General features: G+C 42.5%; 14 protein-coding genes. 3 read left to right on the top strand and 11 right to left on the bottom strand.

Going from position 1 to position 15,690, the window contains the following annotated elements; genetic code table 11:
- Positions 1–110: 110 nt before the first annotated feature.
- The 9 genes from PH_RS02090 to PH_RS02055 form a co-directional block, all read right to left on the bottom strand.
- The gene (locus PH_RS02090) at positions 111–1,793 is read right to left on the bottom strand and encodes an endonuclease MutS2 (RefSeq protein WP_010884552.1); all 1,683 of its coding nucleotides are present in this window, start codon (positions 1,791–1,793) and stop codon (positions 111–113) included.
- Positions 1,790–2,620: a translation initiation factor IF-2 gene (locus tag PH_RS02085; protein WP_010884550.1), complete on the bottom strand. Its 831-nt coding sequence runs from the start codon at positions 2,618–2,620 to the stop codon at positions 1,790–1,792. The genes PH_RS02090 and PH_RS02085 overlap by 4 nt, the downstream gene beginning before the upstream one ends.
- 2 nt (positions 2,621–2,622) lie before the next feature.
- On the bottom strand, positions 2,623–3,381 hold the full coding sequence (locus PH_RS02080) for a molybdopterin-binding protein (RefSeq protein WP_048053130.1): 759 nt from the start codon (positions 3,379–3,381) through the stop codon (positions 2,623–2,625).
- A 40-nt stretch (positions 3,382–3,421) separates the two neighbouring features.
- Positions 3,422–4,441, bottom strand: coding sequence for an adenylosuccinate synthetase (locus tag PH_RS02075; protein WP_010884548.1), 1,020 nt, complete (start codon positions 4,439–4,441; stop codon positions 3,422–3,424).
- A gap of 58 nt (positions 4,442–4,499) precedes the next feature.
- Positions 4,500–5,603 (bottom strand): AAA family ATPase, encoded by a 1,104-nt coding sequence (locus PH_RS02070; RefSeq protein WP_010884547.1) that lies wholly within the window; start codon positions 5,601–5,603, stop codon positions 4,500–4,502.
- 103 nt (positions 5,604–5,706) lie between these two features.
- Entirely contained in the window at positions 5,707–5,865 is a 159-nt protein-coding gene (locus tag PH_RS09845) for a hypothetical protein (protein WP_162465517.1), read from the bottom strand.
- 1 nt (position 5,866) lies between these two features.
- Positions 5,867–7,210: an ATP-binding protein gene (locus PH_RS02065; protein WP_048053129.1), complete on the bottom strand. Its 1,344-nt coding sequence runs from the start codon at positions 7,208–7,210 to the stop codon at positions 5,867–5,869.
- A gap of 26 nt (positions 7,211–7,236) precedes the next feature.
- Entirely contained in the window at positions 7,237–8,259 is a 1,023-nt protein-coding gene (locus PH_RS02060; RefSeq protein ID WP_010884545.1) for an L-threonylcarbamoyladenylate synthase, read from the bottom strand.
- On the bottom strand, positions 8,256–9,266 hold the full coding sequence (locus PH_RS02055; RefSeq protein ID WP_010884544.1) for a glycosyltransferase family 4 protein: 1,011 nt from the start codon (positions 9,264–9,266) through the stop codon (positions 8,256–8,258). The genes PH_RS02060 and PH_RS02055 overlap by 4 nt, the downstream gene beginning before the upstream one ends.
- Before the next feature lie 185 nt (positions 9,267–9,451).
- On the opposite strand from PH_RS02055, the gene aglJ reads away from it, so the two are divergent.
- The 3 genes from aglJ (at position 9,452) to PH_RS02040 (ending at position 13,354) form a co-directional block, all read left to right on the top strand.
- Positions 9,452–10,366, top strand: coding sequence for an S-layer glycoprotein N-glycosyltransferase AglJ (gene aglJ, locus PH_RS02050; RefSeq protein WP_010884543.1), 915 nt, complete (start codon positions 9,452–9,454; stop codon positions 10,364–10,366).
- Between the two features lie 29 nt (positions 10,367–10,395).
- Entirely contained in the window at positions 10,396–11,574 is a 1,179-nt protein-coding gene (locus PH_RS02045; RefSeq protein ID WP_394295100.1) for a DUF1972 domain-containing protein, read from the top strand.
- Positions 11,575–12,046: 472 nt separating this feature from the next.
- Positions 12,047–13,354 (top strand): hypothetical protein, encoded by a 1,308-nt coding sequence (locus tag PH_RS02040; protein WP_143522639.1) that lies wholly within the window; start codon positions 12,047–12,049, stop codon positions 13,352–13,354.
- Here PH_RS02040 and PH_RS02035 read toward each other — a convergent pair.
- Both PH_RS02035 and PH_RS02030 read right to left on the bottom strand, forming a co-directional pair.
- Positions 13,316–14,320 (bottom strand): glycosyltransferase family 2 protein, encoded by a 1,005-nt coding sequence (locus tag PH_RS02035; RefSeq protein ID WP_010884540.1) that lies wholly within the window; start codon positions 14,318–14,320, stop codon positions 13,316–13,318. The two genes, PH_RS02040 and PH_RS02035, sit on opposite strands and share 39 nt — an antisense overlap.
- Positions 14,321–14,322: 2 nt before the next feature.
- Positions 14,323–15,690, bottom strand: a complete 1,368-nt coding sequence (locus PH_RS02030; RefSeq protein WP_010884539.1) for a nucleotide sugar dehydrogenase — start codon at positions 15,688–15,690, stop codon at positions 14,323–14,325.

The raw sequence follows: 15,690 nt of genomic DNA, 5'->3' as shown, positions 1-15,690 counted from the left end.
TGATTAAAAAACAGACTTATTTTATTCAATAATTATGCTCCCTTCTTTTTATAACCGTTAGTTATTAAATAGATTTTGTGTAGGTACATATGTTTATTAGTTAGCCTGTTTTATTTTTTTAATTTTCTTAATACCTTAAGCAAGATATCCCTCTCCTCTCCCCTACCCTTCCGGGCTAACCTCTCCAATATAAGCTCTGGAGTGCTCCTTCCGATGATACCGAACTTAGGTTGCCTGTCAACTATTAAGTTCAAGTTCTCATCGAGTCCACTGGCTTCTATCCCATCAACCCTCGCCTCGGGAAGCTCTTTCATGAGATCCTCTCCCAGATGGGAAACTATAACTATGTAGAAGCCCTTGGAAATTCCAACCTTTAAAAGCTCTGCTAATATCTTAACGGCCGCTCCCGGCTCAGTTATGGCTTCAAACTCATCTATCAATATTAGCTTCTTCCCCTTCCCTCTTAGGGATCTAACTATACCTTTTAGGGAGCCCTCGAAGGCCCCAGCCCCATAACTACTCCTCTTCTTCTTAAAGAAGAAGACTTCATTTAGAACGTCAACCCAAGCATTCTCAGCGGGAACGGGAAGTCCCATGTGAGCTAACACGACAATTTGAAGCATTAACTCAAGCAGGGAAGTCTTCCCTCCGCTGTTGGCCCCCGTTAAAATCACAACCCTCGAACCCTTAACTCCAGCAAAAGGTTCTCTCGCCTTACCAACGAAGTAGCTTACGGGTTGTGGGTTTTCTATGAAGAGGTTCTTCCCCTTAACGAAGCCTATCCCACCTTCCTCGATCTTCGGGAACGTAAAGCCTTTAGAGAATCTCTTCAAGGCTATTATAAATTCGAGCTCGTAAGCCTTCTCGATTTCCTCCTTCAGCTTTGGTAAGTAGGGAAGGATATCCTCCAAGACTTCTCGAGACTTTAGGTAAAGTTCAAGCTTTAACTCCCTCTCAACGCTCTTCCTCAAGGATTCAACTACTTCAGGAGGAACCTCTATGGGATAGTCCCTAGGGAAGACCTCAACATCGATTCCCAACTCTTTAGAAAGCTCCTCCTCAGTCTTCTTTATCTCATCCAATATCTCATCGTTTAATGCTGAGAACTTGGAAAGGACTACCTCTATATCCCCTGAGCGGAGGGCCCTTATGAACTCAACAAGTTCCCTCCCGCTTAAGGTTAGCTTAAAGTCCTCAAGCTTCTCCTCAATCTTCCTGTTGAGCTCTATCTCAAGTTCCCTTATCCTCTCCTCTAAGTTCTCCAATGTCTTTAGCCTTTTAAAAACGTCTTCAAGCTCATTGAGCCTTTCCAGAATCTTCCTGGACACTCCATTTGGAAAAACGTTTGCTAATGCCTCTAAAACTCCCCTGTTTTCCCAGAGGGGTTTGACGTATAACTCAGGCGCTATCTCGTAGGGCTTGAGCTCCACCTCGATTCCATAGCCGATCGTGCTCAGGACTATGTCATAACCTTCTATAGGTTCCGTGGAAACAATGCAGAGGTTTAGCTTCTCGGCCTCTTCAACTTCATCCTCGCTCACTATCAAAACCCTATCGTCGAGGAATTCCCTCCTGAATTTTATCGGTTTAACCTTAAGCAGAAAATCCTCTAACTCTTCCTTAACCGAGGAGAAAGACTTTTTGAAGTACTCCTGCCTCCTCAATATTTCGAGCTTATCGCTTGTAGGCTCTATCCTATCGAGGAACTTCTTCGCTTCCTCAAGCTTAATCTCCCTCTCGATCATTCCCCTTATCCTCTTGTATACATCCCTGGCATCTCCCCTGAGCTTCATTGAATATCCCTCGGTGGTATGACTATGCCGAGCTCCGTTATTATCCCCCTAACGTACTTCCATGGGGTTACGTCAAATAGAACGTTCCTTATTCTCACGTTCCCCCTTATTAGATCCCTCTCCATAAGCATTACATCTCCGGACTTTAAAGTTGGATGGAACTTATAGGTCTCAGCTGCAACGTAGAAGGGGATAGCGTTCTCGTGACATGCCAAGGCTAGCAGATACGTTCCAGCTTTATTAACTACGTAACCATCTTTCGTTATCATATCCGCACCAACGATGGCTATTGAAGCTTCCCTACAGAAGAGGCCCATCTGGGCATCGGTTATTACCTCGAACTCTATTCCCGAAAACTCAAGCTCCCTTGCTAGATGTAACCCTTCGTAATCTGGAGAGCTCTCAGTGAGTATTACTTTAAACCTCTTCTTCCTCTCTTTAGCGGTCCTAATTATCTCCAGGACTGTTGATGAGAAGGAGTGGGTTATTATCACGTCACCGTCATCTATAAGTTGAGCCCCTATAGAGGCCAGCTCCCTCTTAGCTTCTTCCATCCTCCTCAAGAACTCTAAGGCCCTGGACTTTAGGATATCCCTCCTATTCGTTACCGGTATGAACCTCGCTAGGTTGTAGAGTGAAGCCATCGAGGGGTTCACCTTAACGACCTCTTCCCTTAATTCCATGATAGCATCTTCAAGTAATGATTCATCGAGCTCTTCTGCTAGGGTTAAGAAGGCTTCGGCACCCTTCTTAGCTAGCCAGCTAGCCCCCTTTATTCTTTCTCTCTTCATCTCCCTGAGTATCTCCAGAACCCTCTCTGGAAGCATGGTTACCAGCCTTCCCTGAACTTTATCCCCTTACCCTCTATGTACCTTATTACCTTCCCGATAACTTCATCGTCTTCGGCGAAGATTATTATCCCTATGTACTTCCCGAATCCCTTGGGGGATGAGTGTATCTTAACCTTGAACCTCTCTATCGTATCCTCCAGGATTGGAGCGAGCTTGCTCTCATCCGTTATCTCTGCTAAGAACTTTTTCTGAACGAACTTCCTTTCCCCGAGCCTCGGTAGGACTTCGCTTTCCAGCATGGCTTTCATTTCCCTGGGCATCCCAGGAAGAATGAAGATCTTTACCCCTTCATACTCCACGTAAGCCCCCGGAGCTGCTCCCTCGGTGTTATTTAAGGGCTCTGATCCTTCAGGGAGGTATGCCATCTTCTTCCTGGCCTCGTTGAGGGTTGGATCGTCTATCAACCCTTTCCTGTGCAGCTCTTCATAGAACTCCTTTATCCTCTCCAAACAGTCCTCGCAAAGCTTAAGCTTCCTACCTATTGCATTTGCAACTCCAAGCATAGTTACATCATCGTGAGTGGGACCTAGTCCACCGGAGATTATTAAAACCTCTGGCTTCCTTGAGATTGCTTCCCTTACAGCGTTCTCTATCTCCTTAACGTCATCGCCAACCGTGGTTATCCTCCTCACCCAGAAGCCCTTCTCGGTTAACCTTTGGGCTATGTAAGCCGAGTTGCTGTCAACGGTGTTCCCCGTTAAAAGCTCATCCCCTACGGTTATGATCTCGGCTAACACCAACACCACCAAAAGAAAAATAGGGATAGGAAATTTAAAGCTAGATGGTATCCCTTCTATCTATTATGTGCTCAAGCTCAGGGCCCGTCTTTATCAATCCCACTGGAACTCCAACCCTCTCCTCTATTTCTTCAATAAATTCCTTAGCCTTCCTGGGTAGCTTGTCGTAATCCGTAACTCCAAAGGCTTCCTTGTCGTACTTGTCGAGCATCGTGACGGCAAGCATCGTGGCCCCGTTTATTCTAGCTGAATATCTGGCCATCTCAAAGTCGAACCAGCCAACCCTCCTTCTCCTCCCGGTTACCGTTCCGTACTCAACGAGGCCAAGCCTGTCAGCTTCCTCCATTGGCATCTCCGTGGGGAAGGGTCCCGCACCCACCCTAGTGGGAAAGCTCTTGAAGACAACTATAACTTCGTCAACCCTAGTTGGGCCTATCCCAACGTCAGCTGCAACAGATGAAGCTGTAACATCCTTTGAAGTTACGTAAGGATACGTTCCATAGTAGAGGCTGAGCCCAAAGCCCTGCGTTCCCTCAACTAGGACTAGGGAACCCTCATCCAGGGCATCGTTTATCTCCTGGGCTACGTCGGTTAAATAAGGTTCAAGCTCCTTAACATCCTTTGCTTGCTTGGCCTTCCTCATAACCCTGTCAGCATTAGCAGGTCCGCAACCGCTCCCGGTGGTTCCGATCTTTCCATGTAGGTAACCGTTGGTCCTGTCCAGTTGCTTGTGCTTCTCCTCTATTATTGCGCAGCGATAATCTATCCCAACCCTATCCTTAACATTAAAGTCTTTCAACTGCTCGAGCTCGTGGAAGAAGACCTCAGGATCGACTAGAACTCCGGCCCCAATCAAAAGCCTCGCTTTCGTCTGCATGAAGCCAGTCGGGATCTGTCTTACCGCATACTTCTTCCCGTTTATGACCACGCTGTGACCAGCGTTCGTTCCAACGCCGCCCCTAGCTATTATCTCAGGCTCGTCATGGAGAGAAAGGTAAGCCACTATTGAGCCCTTCCCTTCATCTCCCCACTGACCGCCTACAACTATAACGCTCGGCATACTCCTTACCAAAGGGTAAGTAAAGGGGTACCTTAAAATGCTTACCCTTTTGACAGGGCTATGTTAATAGCTCCCTAAGGATCGGATCCTCTATCCAGTACTTACCTCCCTCTGAGCGTATGAAGCCAACCTTCTCCAGAACGTCGAGGTACTTGTATATGTGCTGGATCCTCTTTGGTGCCCTATTCATCCTCCTGTAAACTTCCGCTCCCTTGAGAGCGGTTGGGTATGAACTTGCCAGAACCTTCATTACCTCAACGTAAATCGGGCTGTTGTAGACGTTTAGGAACGCTTCCAGATCCTTCTTCCACTCTTCAAGGGCATACCTCTTGCTCTCCTCCAGGGCCCTTGGAAGGGCCTTTTCTACTGGAACTCCACTTCTCACGAGGTTAATCACTGTTATTCCATAGTAAGAGATAAAACCAGGAATCCCTCCCAGTTCTTTTACAGCTCTCTCAAGCTCAAGTTCGTTCCTTACGCTAATGCCGTAACTTTCAAAGCCCTTCTTCAGAAACTCCAATCCTTCTTCAACGTTCCAGCGTGAGAGGGTAAAGGTTTCGGAAGCGCGCATAAAGTTTGGTTTATCTGGCCCTGGGTTTAAGTACTCTATAAGTAGCCCGGGCATTGAACCGGTGAAGATCATCGATATATTTGGATAGCTATCGGTTATCTCCTGTATAAGGCCGCGGAAGTCCAAGTTCTTTAACCTAGCGAGCACTTGGGCTTCGTCAAAGATGAGGAGCCCCCTCTCAGAATTCTGGGATAATATCCTTACTAAGGTTGAGAAGTCCGATGTAAACTCTTCGATGCTCGTCTTTCTCACTTCAACGGATATTCCTTTCAATGAAATGACGTAGCTCTTGCTTGTAGTTATGAGCTTTAAAGACGTCCTTTTTGGTTCTATATCCGCTATTGAGATAGCCCTAGCTCCGATGAACCTAGAGAAGTTAAAGTAGATGTAGTGATGGTTCCTCCTCTTTGCGAACTTTTGAGAGATCACGTTAACAACGCTCGTCTTTCCAACTCGCCTTGGGCCCAGGAGAATTGCAATGTTTCCCCTAAGAACGGTACGAAAGAGATCGTCAACGATCTTCCTCCTTTTATCCCATAGACAATCTTCCTCCATGATAGGCCTCGTGGTGAAGAAGTTTTTACATGGCATATAATTTACACCGTATGTAATTTACATGGTATATAATATAAGGTTTGCTCTCAATAGCCATTCTATTCATTGCAGGGATTTAGTGCTTCCCAGTACGGTATCTTCATGTCGTAAAGCTTCTTAGGCGCTTCCACTCCGCTTCTCTAGCCTTCACATAATACTCCTCATACTTTTCGATTGGAGTCTCCTTAATTCTCTTCTCAAACTCTTCACCTAATATTTTGAGGAGATCCCTGGTAGAGATTTCTCTTCTTATCGACATATTAATCACCTACTAAGCTATTAAAATCCTCAAGATCCCAAACCAGCCATCCTTCATCCCTCAACGACTCCTTACCTTCAACCCTTCTAGCTATAACACCATAATCTTTAATCCAGCCATCGAGATTTATTAGCATGCTCTTCTTCTCTAACCTCTTTAAAATTCTTTTAGCTTCCCTTTCCTTCAACCCCCTCCACTTGACCTCCACAAAGAGAGCTTTCTTCTCCCTTTCATTTAAAGCTACCAGGTCAATCTCTTCCCCTTTGTACCACCACTTCCCGATCTTTGGGTAATCCCCAATTGCGAGGAGGAATTCTTTCGATACCTTCTCAAAGGTCTCGCCAAGGTAGGAGTTGAAGTTCTTCCTGAAATCCTCTATAGCAGGCTCGGGATTCAGAGATTCTATCTCCTCGTAATAGGGATTCACGAAGCGGTAGTAGAACCTGAAGTACTCATCCTCAATGACGTATACCCCTCTCTTAGCGTTCCTCTTCGTTATTGGAGTTATCCTCTTAACTATTCCAAGCTCCTGGAGGGTTTTTAGATAAGCCGGAAGATCCTTAGCGTCGATCATTGAATAGTTAGCTATCTCACTCAGCCTAGTGTTTCCCAGGGCTATTGCTTCTATTATCTCTCCGTAAACTGCTGGATTCCTAAGCTCTTCCATTAAAAGTAGCTTAGCCTCGTTGAAGAGGAAGGAGGAGGGATCGAAGAAGTTCCTTATTATCTCCTCATCGCTCCCCTCCCTGAAGAACTCCATGTACCTAGGAACTCCCCAAGTCACTCCATAGAGTCTAACAAGCTTCTCAAAATCCCTCCCATACCACTCTACCATGTCAAAGAATCGGAACGGTTTAACTTTCATTATCCCCTGGGCCCTCCCGTAGAGCGGAGCTTTATAGCCGAGCACATCCTTTTCCATCATTCCAATGCTCGACCCGCAGAGGATAAGCATAACCTCTGAACCCTCGAGCACTAAATCGACTATCCTCTGGAAAACTGAAACTACCGGTTTGTAAGATTCTATCAGGTAGGGAAACTCATCAATGACTACCACGAGTTTTCCCTGCTTTGAGAGGAACTCGAAAGCATCTTCAAAATCCTCGAAGCTTAAGGGGATTCCGAAGAATTTACTTAACTCCTGTGAGAACCTCTTCAAATCCTTCTCATACCCCCTTCTGGAGCAGAGGAAGTAGATCCCCCTTTTCTCCTCAAGGAACTTCCTCAGAAGCGCTGTCTTTCCAACCCTCCTCCTTCCATAGATCACCACTAGGTTAGCTCCCTTCTCGTAGAGCTTCTCAAGCGTTTCAAGCTCCCTCTTCCTGTTGACAAATTTTCGGATCATGATTATAATAATCACGTTCCGAATATTTAAGCCTTGACGATCTTATAGCCCGAGGCCTTCCTTAGCCTGTTCATTACGGCTAAGCCCAACCCCCTCTCCTCAACCCCCTCAGCTATCACAACGTCAACTCCAGCTTTATCCATGTACCTCAAAGCCTTGAACAGGTTTTTTGCCACTTCCTCAACGCTGCTACCCAGGAAGAAGAACTCGTCAGCGTTATAGCTTTCTGAACCGATCACCCCAACTTTCTTTCCCCTCTCCTTTAACTCCTTAACTAGCTCGGTAATTTTTCCCTTGACTTTTTCCCTGGGACCTTCAACGACTATAACCTCCGCATTGGGTGCGTAGTGCTTGTACTTCATCCCCGGGGATTTTGGTGTGTCAACCTTCTTCCCAAATACCGCTGGGTGAATCCTAACTTTCCCAATGACCTTCTCGATCTCTTCTAAGGGTAAGCCTCCAGGCCTTAAAAGCACTGGAGGGTGCTCGGTTAGATCGATAACCGTCGATTCAACGCCTATCCTAGTCTCCCCCCCATCTATTATGCACTCTATCTTCCCGTAGAAGTCATCTGCAACGTGCTCCGCTGAAGTGGGGCTAGGTTTTCCGCTTATGTTTGCTGAGGGAGCAGCTATGGGCTTTCCGCTGAGCTCTATTAGCTTTAAGGCTATCTCATTAGCGGGCATCCTTATCGCGACAGTATCTAAACCTCCTGTAGTTACGTCTGGAACTACATCCTTCCTTGGGAGGACTATCGTTAATGGGCCGGGCCAAAACCTCTCAACCAAAACCTTAGCTTCCTCGGGAACTTCTCTAGCCAGCTCGTAAACCTGGGAGAATTTAGCTATGTGAAGTATCAATGGGTTATCTGCTGGCCTTCCCTTGGCTTCGAATATCCTCCTTACAGCTCTCTCGTTCAAGGCGTCAGCTCCTAGGCCATAGACTGTTTCCGTGGGAAAAGCCACCAGCTTACCCTCCCTTATTAGCTTAGCAGCTATCCTAAGCTTAACCTCGTCAACCCCGGATCTCATGTTTATTATTATCGTCATCCCACCACCTCCTCGTAGACCTTAAGGATCCTCTTGCATGACTCCTCCATGCTGTAGAACCTTGAAATCCTGTAAGAGATCGCCCCAGCTTTCCTCCCCTTCTTAGGGTTCAGGAGCTCTTTTAAATATTCGTACGCCTCATCAAGGGCTGAGAACGTATAACCGTTCTTCCCATCCCTTATTATCTCCCTTATCCCACCTACCCTCCTCCCAAGGGATGGAACCTTAAAGGAGTTAGCTTCAAGGATAACCAAACCGAAGCCCTCTCTCTTAGAGGGTAGGATCAAAACCTTTGCTTTACTCAAAACATCCTCGCTGGGTTTGTACCCTAAGAATTTTACGTTCTTGGGACTTTCCTTCATTAGTTTCTTTAAGAGGGGACCTTCTCCAGCCACGACGAACTTTTCCTGGGGGAATAACTTAGCAAGCTCTATGAAATCCTCAACCCCCTTGTACTCGGTTAACCTACCTATGAACGCTATGTATTCCCCCCTTGATTTCCCAGTTTTGGTAACCCAGTTCGGAATTACCTTGACGTTTTCAGCACCTAGCATTTTAGCTTTAACTCCTAAGTAGTGGCTCACGGCTATTACTGCATTAGCTTTAATGAGAGATTTTTTAACGTAGTAGCTACCGAGGGGTAGCTTTGAGGTGAAGTCAAGGTCGCTCCCGTGAGCTGTCACAACCAAAGGTAAACCAGTTCTTTCCTTTATTAGGACGCCAGCGTAGCTCGTTGTACCCACGTAGTGGGCGTGGATCAGATCGAAGTTAAGTTTTTTGTGTAGCTTTACCCCTAGCTTAGATGCTAAGAGAGTGAAGGAAGTCCCCCTTAGCCCGAAGATGTTGGGTACCTTAACGTAGCTGACGTTTTCCCCTTTACCCTTTACAGTTCCGTAGGTTATTACGTGGACTTCGTGCTCCCTGGAGAGGTAGTCTACCAGATCCTTGACGTGCCTTGCGACGCCTCCCCTGTGGGGGGGATAGTGTCCTATCATCAGGATCCTCATTTGTCATAGGTTGAAGGGAAAGGGATAAAAAGGTTTAGTTGACTTTATCACAGAAGGTTTTAATTTATTCTACAGAAATCTCCAGTTTGATTTAACGAGAAACTTTTAAAAGAGGGATTTTAAGATAACCTACAGAGAGTAGTATAACTGGAGGTAATTTTAGCTTACAATAGGGAGGGCACTTCATGGAGAGGAACATTACTCCCGAGGATGTTACGATCCTCATTCCCACGAAGAACGAGGAAGAGGGAATAGGCTGGGTCATAGAGGAGTTTAAGAAGCTCGGGTATAACAATATTCTCGTCATCGATGGGCACAGCACGGATAGGACTAGGGAGATCGCAAAAGAAAAGGGTGCAAAAGTGGTTCTTCAAACGGGAAAGGGAAAGGGCCAAGCCGTTGCCGAAGCCTTCAAGCTCATAGACAGTGAAGTCGTTGTTCTAATAGATGGAGATGGGACTTACGATCCTAAGGATGTTGAAAAGATGCTTGAACCAATAAGGAGGGGAATTGCGGAGCATGTCATTGGAAATAGGCTAGAAAACTTTGAAGATGGAGCATTTACCAGACTAAACTTGATAGGAAACAAGATATTCAATGCTTTGTTTAGGTTTCTGTACGGCGTTCCGGTTTATGACATGCTGAGCGGTTATAGGGCATTCACAAAGGAATTGTACAAGAGCGTTGAGCTGAAGAAGCACGGCTTTGAAGTTGAGACAGAGCTCACCGTTGAGACGGTTGCAAAGGGTTTTAGGATCGCTGAGGTTCCGATAAACTATTACAAGAGGAAAGGAAAGGCCAATCTGCATCCGATTAAGGACGGCTGGAGGATCGGAAAAGCCATAATCGAGCTCCTCGTTAGGTACAATCCAGCGAAGTACTTGTATTTCCTAGGTGGGCTATTCTTGCTACTAGGGTTGATTACTGGAGTGTATGTAGTTTATGAATGGTTCCATCATGTTTCTCATGATCTACTTGCAATAGTTGTTGCTATCCTTGTGCTTGGAGGGGTTCAGTTTATAGCTGTGGGATTTGTGCTTGGTTACATGTTTAAGAGTATGAGTGAAATGAAAAGGATAATAAGAGAGGGAATGAAGTAATCAGGGAAAAGAGTGCCAATCAGTAGGTGGTGGAATTGGAAAAACCTAGAATAGCGATCATTGGACTGCGCGGGATTCCCTCGAAATATGGGGGGACAGAAACGTTTGTAGAGGAGCTTACGTCAAGATTAAAGGATGCTTTTAAGTTTTATGTTATGCACGAAGACACCAAGTTTTTTGAAGATGAATACAATAGAATAATAAGAGTCCACTCACCCGCAATTGAGAGCAAGAGCACAAGTATCCCTTCAATAAACGACTTTACCAATACAGCATACATGCTCGCAAACCATGAGAAAGATATTGAGCTTTTTTACTTTCTTGGGCCGGACAGTTCCCTGGCAGCGATATTGGCAAGGCTTAGAGGGAAGAAAGTTCTTATAAACCCTGACGGGGTTGAGTGGAGGAGACTAATAAAGAGGAGTTATTTTGTGCCGTTTTATTTGTTTCCAATATACTTTGCTACCATAATTTATATGTATTTTATGGAATACCTTTCATGCAAACTTCCCGATATAGTGGTTGCCGATTCTCTTGGGATTAAAGAGCACTTAGAAAAGAGACACAAACCCAGAAGGGTCGTCTACATTACCTATGGGGCAAGGGAGCTAATTTCTTCAGAATTCTCGGTAGAAGAAGAAAAAGAGATACTTAGTAGGTTTAATCTCGAACCTTTGGGCTATTATCTCACGGTAGCGAGGATAGTTGCGGAGAACAACATTCACATGGAGATTGAAGGATTTAAAAAAGCTAACTCAACAAAGAAGCTTGTCATCGTTGGAAACTTCAACGAGAAAGATCCATACAGCAAGTACCTTTTCAACTTAGCCAAAGACAACGAGAACATACTATTGCTTGATCCGATTTACGACAAGAAAGTTTTGGGAGTTTTGAGGAAGAACTGCTTCGCCTACATCCACGCCTATGAAGTTGGAGGGACAAATCCCTCCTTGCTTGAGCAAATGCTGTTTAAGAGGCCTGTATTAGCTTATGACGTACCTTTTAATAAGGAAGTCCTGCAGGAAGGAGGGATATACTTTAAAGATGCTGAAGATTTAGCCAACAAAATAGAGATGCTTGAGAGGGGAGAGTTCGACTTAAGACTTATAAAGAAGACTCAGATTAAGAGGATAAAGAGGCAGTACAACTGGGAGAAGGTTGCGAGGGAGTATGAGAAACTTTTTAATATTGCCCTTAAAAGCTTGTGAGGGTTAAGTTATGGTCAACTTAATTGTTGCTCAATCATGCCGGGATAGTAATTGGAGTAAAATTCAGATTAAAATGCTGATACTTGCTCTAATTGTCATATATTTAGGAAGTATTTTTGTTTTATATGATAGAAGAGATCCGTATACTAGACCATCCGTGTTTTACATATCTGCTAGTATTATCCTAACGTCCTTGGCTATATTATCTCTAAATTTAAATTGTAACTTAGATACAGGAACTAAGTTAGTAACATTTTTGTTTTTATTGTTAGTTATTTTTACGTTTGTTATCTCTCAATATTATCTGTTTCCTCTTGTTACTGGGGTAGATCCATGGTTCCATATGAAATTCAATAATGATATTGTAAGAACTGGGAGAATTCCCTATTCCCAGTCCCAATACTTCGGAATGTACGCGTCATCAAAAGTACAATACTCACGGATGCCTGTCTTTCACATATTGATTGTGGTTATGAGATATATAGAGAGTATAGATTACAAAAGTGCTGTTATGTTCTCGATTTCTTTGCCTCAATTATTAATAGTTTCAATGATAACATATCTTTTATCGAGGTATATTTTTAAAAGATCATCTGGTCTAAATTTCCTTGTAGTGTTAATAACCATCTCAGCTGAACACTTCATATTTATGCTTCGAAATCCAATTCCAAATAGTCTTGGAGGGGTTTATTTAGCACTAGTATTTTGGAGCTTATTCAAATTTCTCAATGAGGATATATCTCCTAAGGTGTATTTGTTACTGTTGATTTTTTCATTTACTCTTAGTATTACTCATAGCATTTCAACAATTGCTATGTTTATTGCGTTAGGTTCTGTGTTCATGCTTTTGATGATCCATGAGAGTATATTAAAATCCTCGAGAGATGCAAGTAAAAAGACATTCATGTTGATTATATTATCAGGAGTTGTTGTGTATTTTTGGTGGACTTATATTTCAGGTCATACTCCAAAAATATTGGATATTTTGAAGACTGGTCTTATAGCAACGAAATTAATTAGAGGATACGCAGTAATGAAAACGAAAATACACTTTTTTGATTTAGTGATTGGAGTTATCCCTGTGATAATTTACCATATTCTTGCATTAATTGGTATAGCAATACTATTATTTAGGCGTGGTATAAAGGAAATAGTGTCAGATAAGATTTTAGCGTTGACTATCCTAATTGGAGGTAGTTATGCAGTATTAGGTAGCATCCCAAGATTATTAGGTTTCGCACTTCTTGCTCATAGATGGTGGTATTTTTCAGAGATGTTCCTGTCTGTTCCTGTAGCTATTGGGGTAAGTAACATACTAATCCATAAATCTAAGTTAATAAAACTTATGGGAGTTATTACAGTTGCAATTTACTTCACTTTAACCCTAACAGAGCCCCAATATGTAAGCATAGACGGCATGTCTTATTATGAAAAGGATAGTTTTAGATATTCATTGATATTGTCTGAATTGCAATACACAAATTTTGCTAAAGTACACAATATTACTTGTGTTTCCTCTGATGAATATTATGCATATGTTCTATCTATTTTGGGGATGAAAACGGAAGAAATAAACGATGAATTATTGACGAGAAGCTTTGAAACCGTTAAGTGCCCGGTTATTGGAATAAGGACTTATATGCTCTTTCATCCAATTAAAGTTCATCAGTTTGTATATAAAGTGCCATACAATCCCCTAAGAATATTATCCCCAAGAGTAGAATGGAACAAGATATATTCCTCAAATGCCCTTAATGTATTTAGAAAAATCTATATTTAAACGCTTGCTAGCAATATAATTTGAAATCTTGAAGTAGAGTTCCCTCATCCTATGTGCAACTGCTGGAGAAAGATACTTAAGAGATGCCCACAAAAAGAGTGTTGGGATGTTTTTCTTTTTTAATTCTAATGAAACTGCCAAATAATGCTGGCTTTCATCAATGTTGCCCAACAAAAACATTGCATATCCCATTAAAAAATAAAAAGTACTTAAAGCTTCTTGATTGTTAACTTTAGAATAATATTTAGTGTAGAGGATTTTTAAAGCTTTTATGAACTTTTTATGATTCATGGAGATACTATCGGGTTGTACATACGCTATAACTAATGGTTCCGGAATAAACCTAAAGTTACAATTACAATGCTTTGATAATCGGAGAAAGAATTCCCAGTCTTGCAATCGAGGCATCTTTTCATCAAAAAGCAATTTGTTCTGCCTAATATACAATGCAGGAATCAATACAGTTGGCGTTGAAATAAAATTTGCATTAGTCAAGAGATTGAGATGTATTGAGGTACTATCTGCTGAAACTGGAGGGGATTTTTGGGGATAATAACTTAATATCACTTTATTTTTGTCCGTTTTGTATATTCTGATAAATCCTGAGTACACAATAGGGTACGAATTCAAAGACGAATACATAATTTTAATTTGACGCTCCAGTTTCCAAGGCAACCACATATCATCACTATCCATAAATGCTATAAACTCCCCAGTTGAATGCATAATACCAATATTCCTAGCAGCATTCGCACCTAAATTCCGCTTATTCCTTAGGTATACTATCCTCTCGTCCTGGCTTTGAAACTCTCTAATTATCTCTTTTGTATTATCCCTAGAACCATCATCAACAATAATAAGCTCTATATTGGTATATGTCTGATTTAGTACGCTTTCAATAGCACGAGGTAGAACTTTCGCTCTGTTATATGTAGGCAATACAACACTTACTAACCCTTTTTCCATTGTTATTCGCCTCCTAGTCCAAAACCTAGTTTTATGTACTCTAACTTAGAATTAAAAAACGTGCTCGGGGAAACTTTTTCGAAGATGTTTCTACTGTCTACAATTACCTTTTTCGTAGATGTTTCTCCGAAGATTTTTAGGATCTCTTCCATTTTTTCCTTGAATAGTGAATGGTCTGTAACAAAGATAACACAATCACTCCATTTTAAAATATCTTCAAGAGTCTCAGTGACCCTAAATGTTCCAAATTTTGTTCTAACTGATTTTACATAAGGATCATAAACCTTAACTTGCGCCCCTCTTTCAATTAGTTCTTCAATGATCTTAATTGCAGGAGATTCTCTAGTATCACTAATATCCGCCTTATATGCTAGGCCCAATACAGCAACTTTCGCGCCTCTAATTTTCCTTCCAATTTTTCTTAATCCTGTCTCGGCTAAATTTACTGTATGTACAGGCATATAATTATTAATTTCCCCAGCAGTTTCGATAAATCTTGGGATTATCCCAAACTGCTTTGCCCTGTATGATAGGTAGTATGGATCCACCGGAATACAATGTCCCCCAACTCCAGGGCCAGGATAAAACGCCATAAAGCCGTAAGGCTTTGTTTTTGCAGCCTCAATTACTTCCCAGATATCTATCCCCATTTTTTCGAAAATTAATGCCAGCTCATTAACTAACGCAATGTTAACATTTCTAAAAACATTTTCGAGCATTTTGACGGCTTCGGCAGTCTTGCAATCTTTTACTGGAACAATTTTTTCAATTACACTCCCATAGAGCATTGATGCTAGTTCTGTAAACTCTGGAGTTAAGCCACCGACAACCTTAGGAGTATTCTCAATTTTGTACCTTTTATTGCCAGGGTCAATTCTCTCGGGGGAATAGGCTACACCAAAATCCTCAATTACCTTTAACCCACTTTCCTCTTCTAGAATTGGAATTAAAACCTCTTCGGTAGTTCCAGGATATGTAGTGCTCTCTAAAATAACAAACTGGCCTCTTCTCAAAATTCTTCCAACAGTTCTAGCAGCGTCTTTCACATAAGATAAATCCGGAGTTTTATCCTCTCTGAGAGGTGTGGGCACAGTAATAATGATGAAATCACACTTTTTAAGGTCTTCGGGATCGTTTGTTGGTTGTAATCGGTTTAGATTTATTTCATCATCTCTAACGTCCTCAATGTATGATTTCCTTTTTTTGAGGCTATCTATCTTTTTAGTATTGATGTCATATCCAATTACGTTGAACTTTTTTGAAAAAGCAACTGCTAAAGGTAACCCAACATATCCCAAACCGACAATTCCTATAATTGCAGACCTATCTTTGATTTTCTTTTTTAGACTCTCGACCCAATCCATATTCAT

It is taken from the genome of Pyrococcus horikoshii OT3 (assembly GCF_000011105.1).
Lineage (GTDB): Archaea > Methanobacteriota_B > Thermococci > Thermococcales > Thermococcaceae > Pyrococcus > Pyrococcus horikoshii.
Note: the sequence above shows the minus strand (reverse complement) of the source record. Positions and strands in the feature narration are given on the sequence as shown.

What these genes read in the sequence shown, in the direction of transcription:
- PH_RS02090 (WP_010884552.1), bottom strand. Translation starts at nt 1,793, where the DNA reads ATGAAGCTCAGGGGAGATGCCAGGGATGTATACAAGAGGATAAGGGGA.
- PH_RS02085 (WP_010884550.1), bottom strand. Translation starts at nt 2,620, where the DNA reads ATGCTTCCAGAGAGGGTTCTGGAGATACTCAGGGAGATGAAGAGAGAA.
- PH_RS02075 (WP_010884548.1), bottom strand. Translation starts at nt 4,441, where the DNA reads ATGCCGAGCGTTATAGTTGTAGGCGGTCAGTGGGGAGATGAAGGGAAG.
- PH_RS02070 (WP_010884547.1), bottom strand. Translation starts at nt 5,603, where the DNA reads ATGCCATGTAAAAACTTCTTCACCACGAGGCCTATCATGGAGGAAGAT.
- PH_RS09845 (WP_162465517.1), bottom strand. Translation starts at nt 5,865, where the DNA reads ATGTCGATAAGAAGAGAAATCTCTACCAGGGATCTCCTCAAAATATTA.
- PH_RS02065 (WP_048053129.1), bottom strand. Translation starts at nt 7,210, where the DNA reads ATGATCCGAAAATTTGTCAACAGGAAGAGGGAGCTTGAAACGCTTGAG.
- PH_RS02060 (WP_010884545.1), bottom strand. Translation starts at nt 8,259, where the DNA reads ATGACGATAATAATAAACATGAGATCCGGGGTTGACGAGGTTAAGCTT.
- PH_RS02055 (WP_010884544.1), bottom strand. Translation starts at nt 9,266, where the DNA reads ATGAGGATCCTGATGATAGGACACTATCCCCCCCACAGGGGAGGCGTC.
- aglJ (WP_010884543.1), top strand. Translation starts at nt 9,452, where the DNA reads ATGGAGAGGAACATTACTCCCGAGGATGTTACGATCCTCATTCCCACG.
- PH_RS02040 (WP_143522639.1), top strand. Translation starts at nt 12,047, where the DNA reads ATGAGATATATAGAGAGTATAGATTACAAAAGTGCTGTTATGTTCTCG.
- PH_RS02035 (WP_010884540.1), bottom strand. Translation starts at nt 14,320, where the DNA reads ATGGAAAAAGGGTTAGTAAGTGTTGTATTGCCTACATATAACAGAGCG.
- PH_RS02030 (WP_010884539.1), bottom strand. Translation starts at nt 15,690, where the DNA reads ATGAATATGGATTGGGTCGAGAGTCTAAAAAAGAAAATCAAAGATAGG.